The organism is Noviluteimonas gilva, from assembly GCF_009740395.1.
Lineage (GTDB): Bacteria > Pseudomonadota > Gammaproteobacteria > Xanthomonadales > Xanthomonadaceae > Noviluteimonas > Noviluteimonas gilva.
In genome coordinates, this window is the sequence record NZ_WOXT01000006.1 from 146,663 (window position 1) to 161,542 (window position 14,880).

At 66.2% G+C, this 14,880-nt stretch carries 18 protein-coding genes; 6 read left to right on the forward strand and 12 right to left on the reverse strand.

Features of this window, described 5'->3' with window-relative positions; all coding sequences use genetic code 11:
- Positions 1-40: 40 nt before the first annotated feature.
- Complete coding sequence (locus tag GN331_RS16230; RefSeq protein ID WP_156643337.1) at positions 41-736, reverse strand: DUF4410 domain-containing protein; 696 nt, start codon at positions 734-736, stop codon at positions 41-43.
- Between the two features lie 164 nt (positions 737-900).
- Here GN331_RS16230 and GN331_RS16235 point away from each other — a divergent pair, with 164 nt between their 5' ends.
- Positions 901-1,341 carry an Ohr family peroxiredoxin gene (locus GN331_RS16235; protein ID WP_197427199.1) on the forward strand — a complete coding sequence of 147 codons (441 nt, stop codon included), beginning with the start codon at positions 901-903 and terminating at the stop codon, positions 1,339-1,341.
- A 13-nt stretch (positions 1,342-1,354) separates the two neighbouring features.
- Here the strand turns inward: GN331_RS16235 and GN331_RS16240 are convergent, their stop codons facing one another.
- From GN331_RS16240 to msrB, 3 genes are all read right to left on the reverse strand, one after another.
- On the reverse strand, positions 1,355-1,822 hold the full coding sequence (locus tag GN331_RS16240) for an FUSC family protein (protein ID WP_156643338.1): 468 nt from the start codon (positions 1,820-1,822) through the stop codon (positions 1,355-1,357).
- A gap of 56 nt (positions 1,823-1,878) precedes the next feature.
- Positions 1,879-2,343 (reverse strand): glycine zipper 2TM domain-containing protein, encoded by a 465-nt coding sequence (locus GN331_RS16245; protein WP_156643339.1) that lies wholly within the window; start codon positions 2,341-2,343, stop codon positions 1,879-1,881.
- A gap of 132 nt (positions 2,344-2,475) precedes the next feature.
- Positions 2,476-2,925, reverse strand: a complete 450-nt coding sequence (gene msrB, locus GN331_RS16250) for a peptide-methionine (R)-S-oxide reductase MsrB (protein WP_156643340.1) — start codon at positions 2,923-2,925, stop codon at positions 2,476-2,478.
- A gap of 17 nt (positions 2,926-2,942) precedes the next feature.
- On the opposite strand from msrB, the gene GN331_RS16255 reads away from it, so the two are divergent.
- Both GN331_RS16255 and GN331_RS16260 read left to right on the forward strand, forming a co-directional pair.
- Entirely contained in the window at positions 2,943-3,473 is a 531-nt protein-coding gene (locus GN331_RS16255; protein WP_231734552.1) for a GNAT family N-acetyltransferase, read from the forward strand.
- A 370-nt stretch (positions 3,474-3,843) separates the two neighbouring features.
- The gene (locus GN331_RS16260; RefSeq protein ID WP_156643341.1) at positions 3,844-5,112 is read left to right on the forward strand and encodes a HEAT repeat domain-containing protein; all 1,269 of its coding nucleotides are present in this window, start codon (positions 3,844-3,846) and stop codon (positions 5,110-5,112) included.
- 157 nt (positions 5,113-5,269) lie between these two features.
- On the opposite strand, the gene GN331_RS16265 is transcribed toward GN331_RS16260, so the two are convergent.
- The 4 genes from GN331_RS16265 to GN331_RS16280 form a co-directional block, all read right to left on the reverse strand.
- Positions 5,270-5,689 (reverse strand): ion channel, encoded by a 420-nt coding sequence (locus GN331_RS16265; RefSeq protein WP_156643342.1) that lies wholly within the window; start codon positions 5,687-5,689, stop codon positions 5,270-5,272.
- Between the two features lie 6 nt (positions 5,690-5,695).
- Positions 5,696-6,220 (reverse strand): DUF3011 domain-containing protein, encoded by a 525-nt coding sequence (locus GN331_RS16270; RefSeq protein ID WP_197427200.1) that lies wholly within the window; start codon positions 6,218-6,220, stop codon positions 5,696-5,698.
- A complete protein-coding gene (locus GN331_RS16275; RefSeq protein WP_156643344.1) occupies positions 6,217-6,603 on the reverse strand; it encodes an EF-hand domain-containing protein in 387 nt (128 codons plus the stop codon). Before GN331_RS16275 ends, GN331_RS16270 begins: the two co-directional genes overlap by 4 nt.
- An 85-nt stretch (positions 6,604-6,688) precedes the next feature.
- Entirely contained in the window at positions 6,689-8,389 is a 1,701-nt protein-coding gene (locus GN331_RS16280) for a SulP family inorganic anion transporter (RefSeq protein WP_156643345.1), read from the reverse strand.
- Between the two features lie 117 nt (positions 8,390-8,506).
- Between GN331_RS16280 and GN331_RS16285 the strand changes: the two genes are divergently transcribed.
- Together GN331_RS16285 and ppk2 are read left to right on the forward strand one after the other, a co-directional pair.
- Positions 8,507-8,782, forward strand: a complete 276-nt coding sequence (locus tag GN331_RS16285; protein WP_156643346.1) for a hypothetical protein — start codon at positions 8,507-8,509, stop codon at positions 8,780-8,782.
- A 33-nt stretch (positions 8,783-8,815) separates the two neighbouring features.
- Positions 8,816-9,628 carry a polyphosphate kinase 2 gene (gene ppk2 / locus GN331_RS16290; RefSeq protein WP_156643347.1) on the forward strand — a complete coding sequence of 271 codons (813 nt, stop codon included), beginning with the start codon at positions 8,816-8,818 and terminating at the stop codon, positions 9,626-9,628.
- Here the strand turns inward: ppk2 and GN331_RS16295 are convergent.
- Entirely contained in the window at positions 9,612-10,436 is an 825-nt protein-coding gene (locus GN331_RS16295; RefSeq protein ID WP_156643348.1) for a CHAD domain-containing protein, read from the reverse strand. The genes ppk2 and GN331_RS16295 overlap by 17 nt on opposite strands.
- A 146-nt stretch (positions 10,437-10,582) precedes the next feature.
- Here GN331_RS16295 and GN331_RS16300 point away from each other — a divergent pair, with 146 nt between their 5' ends.
- Positions 10,583-10,993 carry a g-type lysozyme inhibitor gene (locus GN331_RS16300; protein ID WP_156643349.1) on the forward strand — a complete coding sequence of 137 codons (411 nt, stop codon included), beginning with the start codon at positions 10,583-10,585 and terminating at the stop codon, positions 10,991-10,993.
- A 12-nt stretch (positions 10,994-11,005) separates the two neighbouring features.
- Here the strand turns inward: GN331_RS16300 and GN331_RS16305 are convergent, their stop codons facing one another.
- From GN331_RS16305 to GN331_RS16315, 3 genes are read right to left on the reverse strand one after another with little or no spacing between them, the layout of a single operon-like run.
- Positions 11,006-12,013, reverse strand: coding sequence for a HupE/UreJ family protein (locus GN331_RS16305; RefSeq protein WP_156643350.1), 1,008 nt, complete (start codon positions 12,011-12,013; stop codon positions 11,006-11,008).
- Positions 12,010-12,882 carry a peptidyl-prolyl cis-trans isomerase gene (locus GN331_RS16310; protein WP_156643351.1) on the reverse strand — a complete coding sequence of 291 codons (873 nt, stop codon included), beginning with the start codon at positions 12,880-12,882 and terminating at the stop codon, positions 12,010-12,012. Before GN331_RS16310 ends, GN331_RS16305 begins: the two co-directional genes overlap by 4 nt.
- A complete protein-coding gene (locus GN331_RS16315) occupies positions 12,879-14,771 on the reverse strand; it encodes a DUF3604 domain-containing protein (RefSeq protein ID WP_156643352.1) in 1,893 nt (630 codons plus the stop codon). Before GN331_RS16315 ends, GN331_RS16310 begins: the two co-directional genes overlap by 4 nt.
- Positions 14,772-14,880: the final 109 nt, after the last annotated feature.

Below are 14,880 nucleotides of genomic sequence, written 5' to 3' on the forward strand. Positions count from 1 at the left end.
GGTGATCCCCCAGCGGGTGACTCCCCAACGGGTGAGCCCGCTATTTCCAACCACGCTCGCGGTAGATGCCGATGATCGAATCGGCGATGCCATCGGCGGTGCGTTGTGCAGCGGCGCGGATCGATTCGGGTCCGCGCTCCTGCATGACATTCGAGGCACCCGACAACGCGGCACTGGTGCCCATGCCGCCGAGTCCCAAGGGCAACAACACGCCAGGCAGTCGACCGCCCTGCGTGTCGGCTTGCGCGGACGCGAGCGCGCGCGGTCCGGTCGGCGTGATCTGGAAGGTTTCCACCAGCGTGCTCAATTGCGCGCGGCCCGCGCCGAATCCCACCAGCATCCGCATCGATCGACTGCCCGCATCGACCGAGACGAATTCGCCGCGCACCACGACATCGCCCACTTTCGGCACCGGCCCGGAGCCCACGGGATAAGCGTCGATGCCCGCGGCACGCAGCCGCGCGACGAGTTGCTGCGCCACCTGTTGCCCGAGTTGTTGGCCGAGCGCGACGTCCTGCGCGGTCTGCGCCGGCGCGCTCGCATCGACATACGTGGTGATCTGCGTATCCGGCGGAAGCGCGTCGCGCGTGCCGACGAAGTCGTAGACGAGGAGACGCTCGGGACGCGTCACTTCCTGTGTCGCATCGGCTTGTTCGAATCGTGGCGATGGCGTCGTCGCACAGGCGGCCAACATCGCGCAGCACATCAGGAGAAGGGTTGCACGGTCAGCACGCATGTCGATGGCCCGGTGGCGAAGCCGCGCAAATAAGCGCCCCGCGAGGTTATGCGCGGGTGAAGCGCGCGGCGTCGTGCGATGCAGATCGACGGACTGCAACCGACCGTTCACGGGCCACTGCGCGGGCGCATGATCGAGGCATGGGGAACCATCGGAGTGACGCAATGAACGCGAACATGAAAGAGAGCCCGAAGATCCTCTTCACCGGCAAGACCCACACCGTCGTCAAGGGCGGCGAACACGGCAACGTGGACCTCAACCTGTCCTCGCCGAACGCGCCCGGGCGCGTGATCGCCGACGTCGAGCCGCATCCGTTGGCGGAGCAACTCTTCGCCGGCGCCTGGTCGGCGTGCTACATCACCGCGCTCGGCATCGCGGCGAGCAAGAAGAAGGTCAAGCTTCCCGACGATCTGTCGGTGGACATCCAGGTCGACGTGGCCCAGTCCGGCGCCGCATGGGTGCTGCAGGCCAAGTTCGACATCCGCATGCCCGGCGTGCCGCAGGACGTCGCGGAAAAGATCGCGCAGATCGGGCATGAGACCTGCCCGTATTCGAAGGCGGTACACGGGAATGTCGATGTCGCGGTCAACGTCGTGACGTCGTGACCGACGCGATGCTTCAGCGCTCTTTGTCGCGCATCCACAACGGAACCAGCCCGACCAGGAGCGCTGAGCCGATGCCCACCAGCGTTTCCCACGCGCGATCGAAGGCATAACGCCAGGGGTCGTCGTGGTGGTCGAACATCACGATCGCCGCAACGTAACCGGCAACGCGCGCTGCCGGCGATTCGAAGCGCAGCGCATGCGCGGTCAACATCGAAACGAAGATCGCAAGGCCGAGTGCGATCGGCCCGTTCGGCAACAGGTTGAGCAGCAACGCGCCGACGACCGCGCCGATGATCGTTCCGGCCATGCGTTGGATCGCCAGGCGCCGGCTCGTCGCGGGATTCAGATCCGTGACGATGACGGCGCCGATCAGCGCGTAGATGGCGTAGTCGGCGCCCAACAGTTCGGCGATCCAGAACGCGAGCGCCGCCGCGACCGACGCACGCACCGACAGTTGGAACCGAACGTGCGATCGCGGCATTGCGGGCCTCGACGACGGCGTGGCGAGGCCGCAATGATCCGTGCGACCGGCCGCCCTCAGCGCAGACGGGTCACGTTGCCGTTGGAGTCGACTTCCACCATGTCGCCGACGCGCAGGTCGCTGGCATCGTCCACGCTGACATTGATGAAACTGCCGCGCCCCAGGTTGACGCGCACCGTCGACCGGCTGGGTTGATTGTTGCTGGACGCCGAGTTGCCGATCGCGCCGCCGGCGGCCACGCCGGCCACGGTGGCGGCCCTGCGCCCTCTTCCGCCGCCGACACGATTACCGACCAGCCCGCCCACCACCGAGCCCGCGATGGTCGCGCCGGCGCTACCGCCGCTCTGGTTACCGACGTTCTGGGTAATGCTGTCGATGGTGCCGCACATGGCGCACCGCAGATACACGCCGTCCTCGCGTTCGAGGAGACCGTTGTTGGCGGTCTGGGCATTCGCGACGCCGGTGCCGGCAAGCACCAGCGAACTCATCACCAACAATTTGCACAAACTGTTGCGCTTCATTTCCGGGAGCCTCCGTATAGCCGCCTGCACGAGTGTCGGACTGTCCCGCAATCACCGAGCCGCCGCTACCGAAGATTTACTGCCCGCGCATCGGTAACTCTGCGGAATTCGCGCCGGCGCGACCTCACGAATTCAGCGCAGGTCCTCCACCTGGTCGATCCACGCGCCATATCCGGCCGCCTCCATCTCCTCGCGGGGAATGAAGCGCAACGCTGCCGAGTTGATGCAGTAGCGCAGGCCGCCCTGGTCTTGCGGGCCATCGTCGAAGACGTGGCCGAGATGGCTGTCGCCGTTGGCCGAACGCACTTCCGTGCGCGTCATCCCGTACGAGGTGTCGCGCACCTCGTTGATGGTGGCGGGCGCGATCGGCTTGGTGAAACTCGGCCAGCCGCAGCCCGATTCGTACTTGGCCGAGGAAGCGAACAGCGGCTCGCCCGACACGATGTCGACATAGATGCCAGGCCGCTCGTTCTTCAGCAGCTCGCCGGTGCCGGGACGTTCGGTGGCGCCTTCCTGCGTGACCCGGTATTGCTCCGGCGTCAGCTTGGCGATGGCCTCGGGCGTTTTGCGGTAGTTCGTCATCGTGGTCTCCGGGCAGAATGGGCCTCTTGCGGATGAGGCATGAACCTGTGGGCAAGGACTCTGAAATGGTGTCGATTCGCGCCGCGACAACCGCCGACGCCGGATCGATTTACGCGATCGTGCGCGCAGCCGCGCTGGAAGATGCGACGCTGCCATTCAGGGACATGCCGGCGGCGATGTGCGAGGCCCACTGGTTCGGATCGCATCAGGCCTGGGTGGCGATCGACCCCGGCGGCGACATCGTCGGCGTCTACAAGCTGGGGGAGAACTACCCCGATCGCGGGTCGCACGTGGCCAGTGCCACCTACATCGTGGCCGCGCACGCGCGAGGCCGGGGCGTCGGCAGGGCGATGGTCGAGCACAGCCTCGAACAAGCGAAGGAACGCGGCTTCACGGCCATCCAATTCAATTACGTCGTCGCCAACAACGCCTCCGCGATCGCGCTGTACGAAACGCTCGGGTTCTCGATCGTCGGCCGCATCCCGCAAGCGTTCGAGCATGAGCGCGACGGGCTGGTCGACGTTTACGTGATGCACCGCTTCCTTTGATGCGGATGCCGCTGCGGAGCCCACGCTAGACTTCGGGAAGGGGAGCCGAAAGGCGTTGTCGGGGGATGCCGTGCGTCGTCGAGTCAAACTCTTGGTGGTGTTGGGCGTCGTGTTGGTTGGCGGCGGCGTCGCTTTTGCACTGAAACAGCACGAGTGTGACAAGCGTTGCGGACCCGATGTCCCGCGCATCGCCACGAGCGATGAAGAGGCGCGGGAACGCGTCGCGCATTTCCTGGTATCGGAGGGCGCGCCCCACAACCGCGAAGGGTTCCTTCTCGCACGGGCCGGGCCGCGCGTGATCCCCTTCATCGTCGAAGCGGCGCGATGCGATCGTGGTTGCAGCAGGGACGTCCTCTTCAGCCTGAGAACCGTGCTTGCCGACATGGGACCCGAGCGCGCGGCCGCGGCGCCCGGCCTGCTCGCGATCGCGCAGGATCCGGCGGCGTCCGAGGCGAAGGTCGCGGGTGCGCTTTCGGTGCTGGGCGGGCTCGGCGCCGATGCAGCGAGCACCGAAGCGGCGCTGATCGCGTTGCGCGCGCGGCGTCCGTCCACGTCCGCGCAGATCGATGACGCGCTCATCGCGATGCACTCGCGCCGTTCGGGCGCGATCTTCGCGGAACGATTCGGCAACCAAGCGCCCGACATCTTCCAGTTGCGCGACCTTGCCGAAGTGGGACCCGCCTCGCGCGATGCCGGCCCCGCGGTCGTCGCGCTGCTTTCGAATCCCGAATCGGAAATCCGGCTTGGCGCGACACTCACGTTGGGCTTCATCGGTTACGCCCCCTCGGTGGATGCGCTGATCGCGCTGCTCGACGATCCTGTCGATGCGCGCGTCGCGTGGGCCGCGGCGGAATCGCTCGGCCGCCTGCGCGATCCGCGCGCGATCTCGCCGCTCGAACGCACGGCACGCGCACATTGGTATCCGCCCGTTCGCGAAACCGCTGCAAGCGCTGCTGCCAGCTTGCGAAATGGAACGACGTTCGTCGGCAAGCAGGAGGACGACGACTTCCAGCTGCGCTTCATCGCCGTCTGGAACCTGGGCGAAGGCGTCGCCAACTGCTCCTCGCCTGTCGATGCGCCCGCGGCGGACCTGCGCTATCGCAAGCTCTCGATCAAGAAGGACAAGGCGTCGATCACGAAGCTCGCCTACCCCGCAAGGCTGACGAGCGATGACGATCCGCCGCCGTCCATGAGGCCGGAGCTTGCCGCGTACTACGCGGATATCGCGGCCAAGCGCGCGCGCTGGTTGAAGACGGCGCCGGATGTCGTTCCGCAGGTTGCCATGCGAGTCAACGACGGTTGGCTTGCAGGGAGCGATCGCGGCGAGTTCGGTGGCGAGCTGGTGTTTGTCGGCGACGGCGGCACGCGACGACAGCTCGCCGAAGTCAACGTCAAGGACCTGCATGTGCTCGGCAAGCGCATCGTGATGTTGGAGGGGCTTGCGCACGGCGCCATCCACGAAATCGCACGCGCCCCCGACGGCACGATGCGCGCAACCCCCTGGCGCATCCTGCCGGGTGCGCCCAGGACCTCCTGGATCACGGAACACGGCGAACTGTTGATTCAACTGGAAAGCGCGGGAACGGTGTTGGTCTCCCCCGACGGCAACATGCGGATGGCGCCATGTCGCGGCGTCTGATTGGATTGCTTGCCGTCGCGTTGTCCGGACTCGGCGGCTGCGTCCATCGCGAAGCGCGCGAGCAAGCGCCTCCGCCCATGCTGATCGGCGATTTCGTCGACGACTACGACATCGCGTATCGCATCTCCGCGCACGGGCCGGCAGGGATTGAGCGCGATCAGGGCCGCAGCCGACTCATCACGGTCACGAAATACGCCGTCGACCAACCCAACAGGACGAGACCGTTGATGCCTTCGATCGCCGCGACCAGCGCCCACCGCGGTTCGATCGCCGCATCGCTGTAGCCGATGGCCGCGAAGCTGATCGTCGAGAAGTAGACGGCGGTCCGCAGGTCCGCCACCGCGCCGATGTCGAGGAACACCAGCGCGTACAGCCAGATTTCCAGCCCGTGGAGGAGCATCAGTCCGAACACGAGCACCAGCGAGGAGCGCACGGCCGCGATCGGTACGTGCCGCAAATGGTTGCGGTTCATGCGGACTTCCAGGCGCAGCACGCGCGCCAGCAAGATCAGCCCGTACGCGTGCACGAGCACCGTCGCGAACACCATGATCGAGGCGACGAGGAGTTCGAGCAGCATCGCCCGTCAGCGCCGCAGGCAGGCCATGTAACCGTTGCGGTACGACGGACTTGCATACGACGGGAGTTGCGCGCCCGCGCGGGCGGCATCGCAGCCGCCGTTGTATTCGCGCGCGGCGTCGCGATCGTTGGGCACCGGGCCGCTGTTGTGATCGTCCTTGTCCTTGTTCGCCGCGAGCACGGCGGCGGCGATCAGCGCGACCGCCGCAACGGCGGCCGCGGTGTTCTTTCCGGACGAATGATTCTGCGGCGGTTGCCCGACCAGGAACGACGCGCGACATCCGTTGCTGACCCAGACCCCGGTGGCATCAAAGCCCCAGGTTTCGTTCTGGTAACAACCGGAACGACTGTACTGCGTTTGCAGCACGACACCGCCGCGTGCATCCACGGGGCAGCGTTGAATGCGCCCGTTGGAAGAACTGCATTCCACGACGCCCGGCTGCGCCGGTTGATACTGCGCATGCACCGTGCCGAGCGGCGCGCTCGCGGCGACAAGCAACAAGACCGATCCTGCGATCCAATGCGCCTTCATTTCGTCTCTCCCGCGGCGGAGCGCGCCGGCCCGACCGGCGCGGCGGACCATTCGTCCCAATCGAGATAACCGTCCTTGTTGGTGTCGGCCGAATCGAACCAACTGCGCAGGGCCGCGTTGAAGGCGACGATGTCGACATCGGTCGTCGCCGATGCGTGCTCCTTGGCGTCGACGATGCCGTCGTGGTTCGCGTCCAGGCCGTGGAAGACACCCACGCCGAAGTTGCGGTATTCCTCGAAGCTGATCCGACCGGCGCTGTTGCCGTCGATCTGGTCGAACGTCGCATGGGCGCCGGTGTAGGCCGCCGACGTCTGCGTGGCCGCACTCGCCGCGGTTCCCCAGGCGAACACACAGGCCGCAATCACGATCAGGGTGCGTTGCATCGTCCTCTCCGGCGCGCATCGTGCAGGCGAGTGTCGAGTCGGTTCCGTGGGTCCGGCGTGAAGCTTGCGAGACGGCCCCCGCCCCTCAGGGCCGCCAGTCCACCTCGTAGGTCTCGAGATAGTCGTCGACCGCCGCGCCCACGGTCGGATGGAATTTCTCGGCACCGAAGCGTTCGAACAGTTCGAAGCGCTTCAACTTGTCCTTGACCGGGTCCTTCAGTTCGGCGAATCGAAATTCGATGTCCGACTGGCGCAGCGACTGCACAAGCTCGGTGAGCATGTCCGCCGAGGTCACGTCGATGCTGGTGACCGGTTCGGCGGCCACGATGATCCGCCGCACCGGCGTCGGCGACGCGGCCACGGCGTCGAGCACGCGCTGGCGGAAGAGCTCGGCGTTGGCGAAGAACAACGGCGCATCCCAGCGGAACAGCACCAGGCCCGGAACGCGCCGCGCGTCCGGATAGCGCGTGATGTCGTGGAAGCCGCGAATCCCGTCCACGCGCCCGAGCACGGCGAAATGCGGGCGCCAGCCGTCCCACAGGAACTCGATGACGGCGATGAGGATCGCAAGCCCGATGCCGGGAATCGCGCCGAACAACGCGACACCGGCGAAGCAAACGATGGACAGCCAGAACTCCCAGCGCTGGATGCGGAAGATGCGGCGCAGGTCCTTGAACTCGAACAACCCGATCGCCGCGGCGATCACGACGGCGGCCAACGCGCTGTTGGGCAGGTTCGACAACAGATTGGGTGCGAACACGAGCAGCAACGCAACGGCGACTGCACCGACCACGCCGGTGAGTTGCGTCTTCGAGCCCGCGGCCTCGGCCACCGGCGTGCGCGAAGAACTGCTGCTGATCGCGAAGCCCTGGAACAACCCCGCCGCGAGATTGGCCGCGCCCAGGCCGATCATTTCCTGGTTGGGATCCACGTGCGTCTTGTTCTTCGCAGCGAAGATGCGCGAAAGCACGCTGGTGTCCGCGAACGCGACCATGGCAACGGCGCATCCGCCGATGACGACTTGCGCCATGTCCGCGACCGAGATGATCGGCAGCGCGAAGGACGGCAGCCCCTGCGGAAGCGACCCGAGCACCTTGACGCCGAATCGCTCGCCCAGCCCGAGCAGTCCGACCGCGAGCGTTGCGGCGACGACCGCCACCAGCAACCCGGGAATGCGCTTGTAAGGCTTGAGCAACAGGATCGTCGCGAGCGTGCCGGCGCCGACCGCAGTGGCGACCCAGTTGGCGTGGCCCGCAAGGATCTCGCGCCCGATCTGCAGCACATCGCGCAGCGGCCCCTGGCCTTCGATCGAGAAGCCGAAGAATTTCGGCAACTGGCTGATCAGCACCGTGAGCGCGATGCCGTTCATGTAGCCGTAGCGAATCGGCTTCGACAACAGATCGGTGACGAAGCCCAAGCGCATCAGGCCGATCAGGATGCACACCGCACCCGACACGATGGCCATCATTCCGGCAAGCGCGACCGCGCGGTTGGGATCGCCTGCGGACAGCGGCAACACCACCGAAAGGATCACGGCCGCGAGCGCCGAATCGGGGCCGAGCACCAGGATGCGGCTGGGTCCGAACACCGCGTACGCCAGGAGGGGAACGATGGTGGCGTACAGGCCGTTGATGCCGGGCAGACCGGACGCGACCGCATAGGCGATGCCCACGGGGACCAGCATCGTGGTCAGCACCAGGCCGGCGACGATATCGTTCGGCAGCCACGCGGCTTCGTATCGCCGCAGGACCTGGAGTCCGGGCACCCAACGCAGCCAGCGATCCATGGCTCATCCTTCGATCAGGTGCGCATGCCGCGCTCCGGCAGAGCTTCGAACGACGATGGCGCACGCCGGCGCGGCAGGCGCAGAATAGCGCCGTTGCTCCGTCCCGGGGTGCCGCGCATGTCAGACAGCAGCGAAGACGCCACCCTCCAGGCGTTGCTCGATCGACTCACGAAATTCCGCTTGCCGCGTTTGCTGGATATCAAGAAGCGCGTCGACGGCGGCGAACGCCTGACCGATTCGGAAGTCGGTTTCCTGACGCATGCGCTGGAAGACGCGCAGGACGCGGCGAAGTTCGTCACCCGCAATCCGAAAGCGCACGCACTGGGCGCGCAGATCGTGCAGCTCTACGAAGACATCGTCGGCCGGGCCCTGGAGAACGAGAAGCACACCTGAGCGGCGACACCGCGCAGATGCGGAGCATGCGAGATGAAACGCAAAGACCAACATGACGCTGCAGCACCTCCCGAGAAGATGAAGCGGAAGGACTACGAGGCCGAACTCGATAAGCTTCACGTCGAGCTGGTCAAGCTGCAACAGTGGATCGTCGCGAAGCAGCTCAAGGTGTGCATCGTCTTCGAGGGCCGCGACACCGCCGGGAAAGGCGGCACGATCAAGGCGATCACCGACCGCGTGAGCCCGCGTGTCTTCCGCGTCGTCGCATTGCCTGCGCCGACCGAGCGCGAGTTGAGCCAGATGTACATGCAGCGCTATCTGAAGCACCTTCCCGCGGGCGGCGAAGTCGTGATCTTCGACCGCAGTTGGTACAACCGCGCCGGCGTCGAGCGCGTCATGGGGTTCACGCCGGAATCGAAGGTGAAACGCTTCCTGCGCATCACGCCGCTGGTGGAACGCTCGATCATCGAGTCGGAGATCATCCTGCTGAAATACTGGCTCGAAGTCAGCGAAGAGGAACAGACGCTGCGCTTGCAGGCGCGCGCGGACGATGGGCGCAAGATCTGGAAGCTCACGCCGATGGACCTGAAGTCCTACGGCAAGTGGTACGACTACTCGCGGGCGCGCGACGAGATGTTCGTCGCGACGGATACGCCGCATGCGCCGTGGTTCGTCGCGCGCACCGACGACAAACGGCGCGGACGCCTCAACATCATCCGGCACATCCTCGACCAGATCCCTTACGAATCCTTGCCGCGCGTGAAAGTCCAGCTGCCCAAGCGACAGAAGCGTGGCGACTACGTCGAACCCGACCACCCCTACCGCTACGTCAAGGAGCGGTACTGAGCGCCGCGTCGACCACCGATCGCAAGCGCTTGCGCTGGCGCGCGAGTGTGCGCTTCGCAAACCGTCGCAGCACCGACCTGTAGGCCGGGAACGCAGCGTGCTTGTCGCACTGCGCGATGAGCAGGCTCAGGTCCTGCAGCACGCCGAGTTGTTCGGTCACATGTTTGTCGAATCCATCGGGCACGGCCAGGCCGGCGGCGCTCGCGGCGCGATGTTGCTGCGAGAGACGCCGCATGCGCCGGCGCCATTGGTGCCAGGCATCCGCATCGTCGCTCGCGAAGGCGCGTTCGCGCGCAGTGCTTGCCTTCCGCGCCGTCGCAGCCATCGCATCGGTCACGGAGGCGATGGAAAGCGACTCCCAGGGCAGGCCCGTCAATGCGGCCCGCATTGTCGCCACGATCGCCTGTTCGTGTCGCAGCCTGACCGCGAACGCCGGATCCTTCGCCATCGCCGCACGTTGCCGGGCGGCGATGCGCCGCGCGCCGGCGAGCGCCGTCCGTGTGGCTTCGTCGCGCGCCTTGGTGCGCAAACGATCGAATGTCTGGACGAGTGCGTGCGCATCGCGCAACGGCGACAGGCGCCGGTTCACTGCGCGCAATTCCCGATCGATCAATTTGACGCCGGGCCCCAGCAACGGTTGACCAAGGGCCAACAGCGCACGCGTACGCCGGATCGCCTTGCGCGCCTGGTGGATGCCGTCATGGAGGTCGCGGCCGCGCCGGGCCAGGTCGTCGATCGCATTCGCGAGTTCAGCGAGCCCGTAGTCGCGAAGTGCGATGCCGGGTCCGTGGGGCGGTGTGTCGCGCATTCGCAGATGCCCGGAGACAACTGACGTGGCGTCAGGGTACGAGCGCAGGCGTGAACGCGAGGGCGCCCGCGGGTCACGAACGCATAACGGGGCCCGGTGTATTTCTCGCGGCTCTTGCGTTCCCCCTGCACGAGTGGAGAAACCTCATGCTCAAGACCGCTGCATTCCGCTGGGGCGCCGCCCTCGCCCTCTTCGCCGCCACCGCGTATGCCTCCGACAAGGTGACGTCCGTTCCCGTGCACTTCGCGAAGGGAACGAGCAGCGCCTCGATGAAAGGCAGCTTCTCCGGTTACGACAGCGTGGAGTACGCGCTGGGCGCGAAGTCCGGGCAAACCTTGACGGTCAAGATCGCGGGCAACAGCAACGCCAACTTCAACGTCTTCGCGCCGGGCGACAAGCCGGGCGCCGCCACCGCGATCGGATCGGGTTCGGTGGGCGCGGATTGGTCGGGGCCCTTGCCGAAATCGGGCGACTACACGATCCAGGTGTTCCAGATGCGCGCCTCGGCGCGTCGCGCGGAAGCTGTGCCGTATACGATTTCGTTCGAGGTTCGGTGACGGAAGCGCCCGTCACCCCTGGAACGCCGCCACGCGCTCGAACACCCACAGCATCGCGACGCTCCCGATGGCGTAGGCCGCGGCGTACTCGCTCCACTTCGGCGGCTGGACCGGCAGCCGACGCGCCAGCGCCATGACCGCCAGCACACCGCCGACGAAGAGCAACTGCCCGACTTCGACGCCGACGTTGAACATCAACAACGCAACGGGAATCGCCTTCTGCGGAAGTCCGACGTCCGCCAACGCGCCCGCGAACCCGAATCCATGCAGCAGGCCGAAGGTGAAGGCGACCACCCAGGGTGCGCGCGCCGTGAGGCCCGGTTTGCCGCGCAGGCCATGCACGACTTCGGAGGCGACGAACACGATGCTCAACGCGATCACCGCTTCGACCGGCGGTCCGGGAATATGCACCCAACCCATCGTCGCCGCGACGAGCGTGATGCTGTGCGCCACGGTGAACGCGGTGATCGTCGCGACGATGCGCTTGCCGCCGCGCACGATGAGCAGCAACGCGAGCACGAACAACAAGTGATCGATGCCGCCGAGGATGTGCTCGACGCCCAGCACGCCGTAGGACCACGCGATGCGCGACACCGAGGCCGGTGCTTCGACGACGAACGCGGGCCGCGTCATCGGCAGGCGTTCGACCTGGCTGGTGCCGTCGGCCCACTGCACGCGCACCATGATGTCGGTGGCGCCGATCGCCCTGCCCTCGAACGCGATTGGCTGACCGATCAGCCCGCCGGCGCGATGGATCGTCGAGCGTTCGATGATGGCATCGCCGGTGAACGCTTCGCGCGTCGCACCTTCGGTCACCGTGCCGTCGGGGAAGCGGACATGCATCGCCAGGCGCATGTCGGCGGACTGCGCAGGCACTTTCCACAGCACTTCGAAGCGATCCTGGCCAGCCTCTCGCAATTCGAGATACGCGGGACGAAACACATCCGCGTGGACCAGCCCCGCCATGGCGCACAGCAACAGCACGCATGCCGTGCGCATCAGCCATGCGGCGCGCGTCATCGTGCGCCCACCGCGACGGCGTGCGATTCGGCCGTACCGCCCAAGTCGGCGTCGACCTTCACCGTGTAGCGCTTGCGCAGCGTGTCGTAGAACGCCTCGTTGGCCTTTTTCGTGCGGTCGGCGAGCAGGTCGCGCTCCACGTCGCGCCGCACTTGCGCCAGTGCAGGCATGCGCGCCGGCGTGCGCGCATCGATCCACACCAGATGCACGCCGTAATCCGATGCGATCGGATCGCTCCAGCGCCCGTCGGGAATGGCAGGCAACGATTGCGCGAACTGTGCGCCGAACGTGCGACTGACTTCATCGGCCGCCGCATCGCGCATCGTCTGCGGAAGCATCGCGACGTCGCCCACGTTCGCATTCGCATCGCGCTGCAGGCTTGCCTGCGCCTGTGCGATGTCGCGCGCCAACGCATCACCGTGTTGGGTCGGATCGAAATACACCTGTCGGAAGGCGTAACGCGGCGCGAGCCGGTAATCGTCCGGATGCGCGTGCAGCCAGGCTTGCAACTCGGCCTGCGTGGGCACCTCCACCGCCATGCCTTCGTTGAGGTAGGTCAGCTTCTGCACGACGCGCCGGCGCACGACATCGTCGTCGCGCTCCATGCCGACCGCGACGCCCTCGCGATAGAGGATCTCCTCGCGCACCCACGCATCGACGATGCCGCGCAGTTCGTCGGGGCTGGGCTCGCGTTGCCAGAGGCGATGGAAGCGCGCGGACAGCGCATCGACGCGCGCCTGGTCGACCACCACTTCGTCGGGCGCCTGCAATGCGTCGCGCTGCATCCATCCATACACCGCGAACAGCAACGCACCGAGCACCAGGAAGTGCAGGAGCGGTTCGCGCAGCAGTCGCTGCAGGGCGATCACGGTGCGTACCAAATGGGCGAGCTCCAGGCGCGCTCCTGGATGCTGACCGGCAGGCCCTTCGGCACGGCCATCTTCAGGTTCACCGCGTCGATCGTGCTCCAGCGCGGCGTCGGAATCTCGATCACGCGCGCGTAGTAGAACGCGCGCTCACCCGCATCGAACGCAGGGTCCGTCCACGCGGCCATCAGCTCGGGCGCGCCGATGGTGTTGGTGTAGGTCGCTTTCGCGGGATCGACCGTGTTGCCGACCGCGGGCAGCTTGCCATCGACGGCGAGCTTGCGATCGCCGCTCCATGCGATGTCGTAGATGCGCTCGTGCTGCATGCCTTTGCCGTCCAGCCAACCCTTCACGATCTGCACGCGATCGAGGTTGCCGCTCTTGGGATCCTTCAGCGCCGTCACGAAGAACGTCGGCGCCTTGCCTGTGGCAGACGGTTTCAGGTCGCCGCCCATCGGCACGCCGCCCGCGTACGCACGCTTGACGAAGTCTTGTTGCTTCAGCGCATCCGCGCCCAGGTCCCAACTTGCGAAGAAGCGCAACCGGATCATCGGCCCCGACGTGCCGAACGTTTCCTTGCGCTGCATGGCATCGAAGATGGCCTCGCGCGTGTTCTGTTCCGCCCAGACGCCGGCGAGCCCGCCCGAGCTGAACTGCTGGATCTGGGTGATCTGCTTGGGCGGCTGGCCCTTGAGGCCCATCAGCCGATCCTTCGGTTCGTTCTCGTTCGCGAACTTGCCCGTGTAGTTGAACTCTTCGACCGACGAGGCCGCATTGTGCGTGTCGCTGTCGCCGATGAAGCCGAACTTGAACGGGTTGCCATTCCCGCTCTGCGCCTGCGACAGACCATCGAGCAAGGCTTTGCGCGCGAAGCTGCCCGCGCGCTTGGTGGGGCGCTCGGCATCGGCGCTCAGCGTGTAGTCCCAGGGTTCGAATCCGGCGAACTCATCGGTGGGCGACAACGACGGGTGCGTCTCCGACGTGCCCTTGATCTGGGTGATCTCGTAGAGCGGTTCGTTCTCCGCGCGCGTCGCGTTGTAGGCGGCGTCGATCGGCTTGCCGTCGAACTTGACGAGTTCGAACATGCGCCCATCGCTCGCATTGCCGTTGTGCGGAATGGCGAGCAGCGTCGAACCACGCTTGCGCTGGAGCGCCATCCATTTCCACAGGCTCTCGGGGTCGTCGGAATCCAGCGATGACAGCGCCATCTCCGGCAAGGTCTTCGTATCGCGGAACACGATGACGCGATGCAGGTTGCGTTTGTTGGGATTGGATGTCCACTCGAAACCGGCGAAGGTCGTGAACTTGCCGGGGTGGTAGTTCTCTTCCGCCGCTTTCACGATCTGCGACCACACGGTTTTCGCGAGCGCAGGATCGCTCAGGAGCGGATCGCTCTTCCCCGCGCTCATGTCGCGCAGCACGCCGGCGAAGGTCTGCAGCCGCACGTTGGGATCGGGCGAATTGACGCCCTTCGCCAGCTCGGTCTTGCTGAGCGGGCTGTCGGGGTTCGACATCTGGTTGAACGCGCCCATGTACTCGGCATGGTCGGAGACCATGTAGAAATCGAGCGGCGTGCGGATCTGGATCTTCCCGCCGATGCCGCTGTTGGTGATCTCCTTGCCCTGGGCCCAGGCATAGGCGTCGCTGGGCGTGGTCTTCGAGCCGTTGGTCAGGCCATCGAACGACCACCCCGTGTGCACGTGCACGTTGCCGAAGTAGACGTTGCGCTCGGGATTGGCCGCGGGCAGCGACGTCGCCGTGCTCGGTGAGGCCGGCTTGGTTTCCGCGGCCGTTTTCTCTTCCGCAGGCTTGGTGCATCCGGCCAGACCGAGCAGCGCGATGCAAACAGCGCCGGCGAGTGTCTTCGTGTTCGATGCGAGATGGGCGGGCATGGTTCGGCCTCCTGGTGGCCTGGCCCTTGTGCCATCCGCGGTGGCGCCGCGCTTCGGTAGTTTTACCTAGGGCGGAATGCGTACTCCTACTGCCGAGTCAGCCCGTCGA

Excerpts from the sequence above, each read along its gene's own strand:
- GN331_RS16235 (WP_197427199.1), top strand. The coding sequence starts at position 901 with ATGAACGCGAACATGAAAGAGAGCCCGAAGATCCTCTTCACCGGCAAG.
- ppk2 (WP_156643347.1), top strand. The coding sequence starts at position 8,816 with ATGAAACGCAAAGACCAACATGACGCTGCAGCACCTCCCGAGAAGATG.
- GN331_RS16270 (WP_197427200.1), bottom strand. The coding sequence starts at position 6,220 with ATGAAGGCGCATTGGATCGCAGGATCGGTCTTGTTGCTTGTCGCCGCG.
- GN331_RS16280 (WP_156643345.1), bottom strand. The coding sequence starts at position 8,389 with ATGGATCGCTGGCTGCGTTGGGTGCCCGGACTCCAGGTCCTGCGGCGA.
- msrB (WP_156643340.1), bottom strand. The coding sequence starts at position 2,925 with ATGACGAACTACCGCAAAACGCCCGAGGCCATCGCCAAGCTGACGCCG.
- GN331_RS16285 (WP_156643346.1), top strand. The coding sequence starts at position 8,507 with ATGTCAGACAGCAGCGAAGACGCCACCCTCCAGGCGTTGCTCGATCGA.
- GN331_RS16230 (WP_156643337.1), bottom strand. The coding sequence starts at position 736 with ATGCGTGCTGACCGTGCAACCCTTCTCCTGATGTGCTGCGCGATGTTG.
- GN331_RS16275 (WP_156643344.1), bottom strand. The coding sequence starts at position 6,603 with ATGCAACGCACCCTGATCGTGATTGCGGCCTGTGTGTTCGCCTGGGGA.
- GN331_RS16295 (WP_156643348.1), bottom strand. The coding sequence starts at position 10,436 with ATGCGCGACACACCGCCCCACGGACCCGGCATCGCACTTCGCGACTAC.
- GN331_RS16315 (WP_156643352.1), bottom strand. The coding sequence starts at position 14,771 with ATGCCCGCCCATCTCGCATCGAACACGAAGACACTCGCCGGCGCTGTT.
- GN331_RS16245 (WP_156643339.1), bottom strand. The coding sequence starts at position 2,343 with ATGAAGCGCAACAGTTTGTGCAAATTGTTGGTGATGAGTTCGCTGGTG.
- GN331_RS16305 (WP_156643350.1), bottom strand. The coding sequence starts at position 12,013 with ATGACGCGCGCCGCATGGCTGATGCGCACGGCATGCGTGCTGTTGCTG.
- GN331_RS16240 (WP_156643338.1), bottom strand. The coding sequence starts at position 1,822 with ATGCCGCGATCGCACGTTCGGTTCCAACTGTCGGTGCGTGCGTCGGTC.
- GN331_RS16255 (WP_231734552.1), top strand. The coding sequence starts at position 2,943 with ATGGGCCTCTTGCGGATGAGGCATGAACCTGTGGGCAAGGACTCTGAA.
- GN331_RS16265 (WP_156643342.1), bottom strand. The coding sequence starts at position 5,689 with ATGCTGCTCGAACTCCTCGTCGCCTCGATCATGGTGTTCGCGACGGTG.
- GN331_RS16300 (WP_156643349.1), top strand. The coding sequence starts at position 10,583 with ATGCTCAAGACCGCTGCATTCCGCTGGGGCGCCGCCCTCGCCCTCTTC.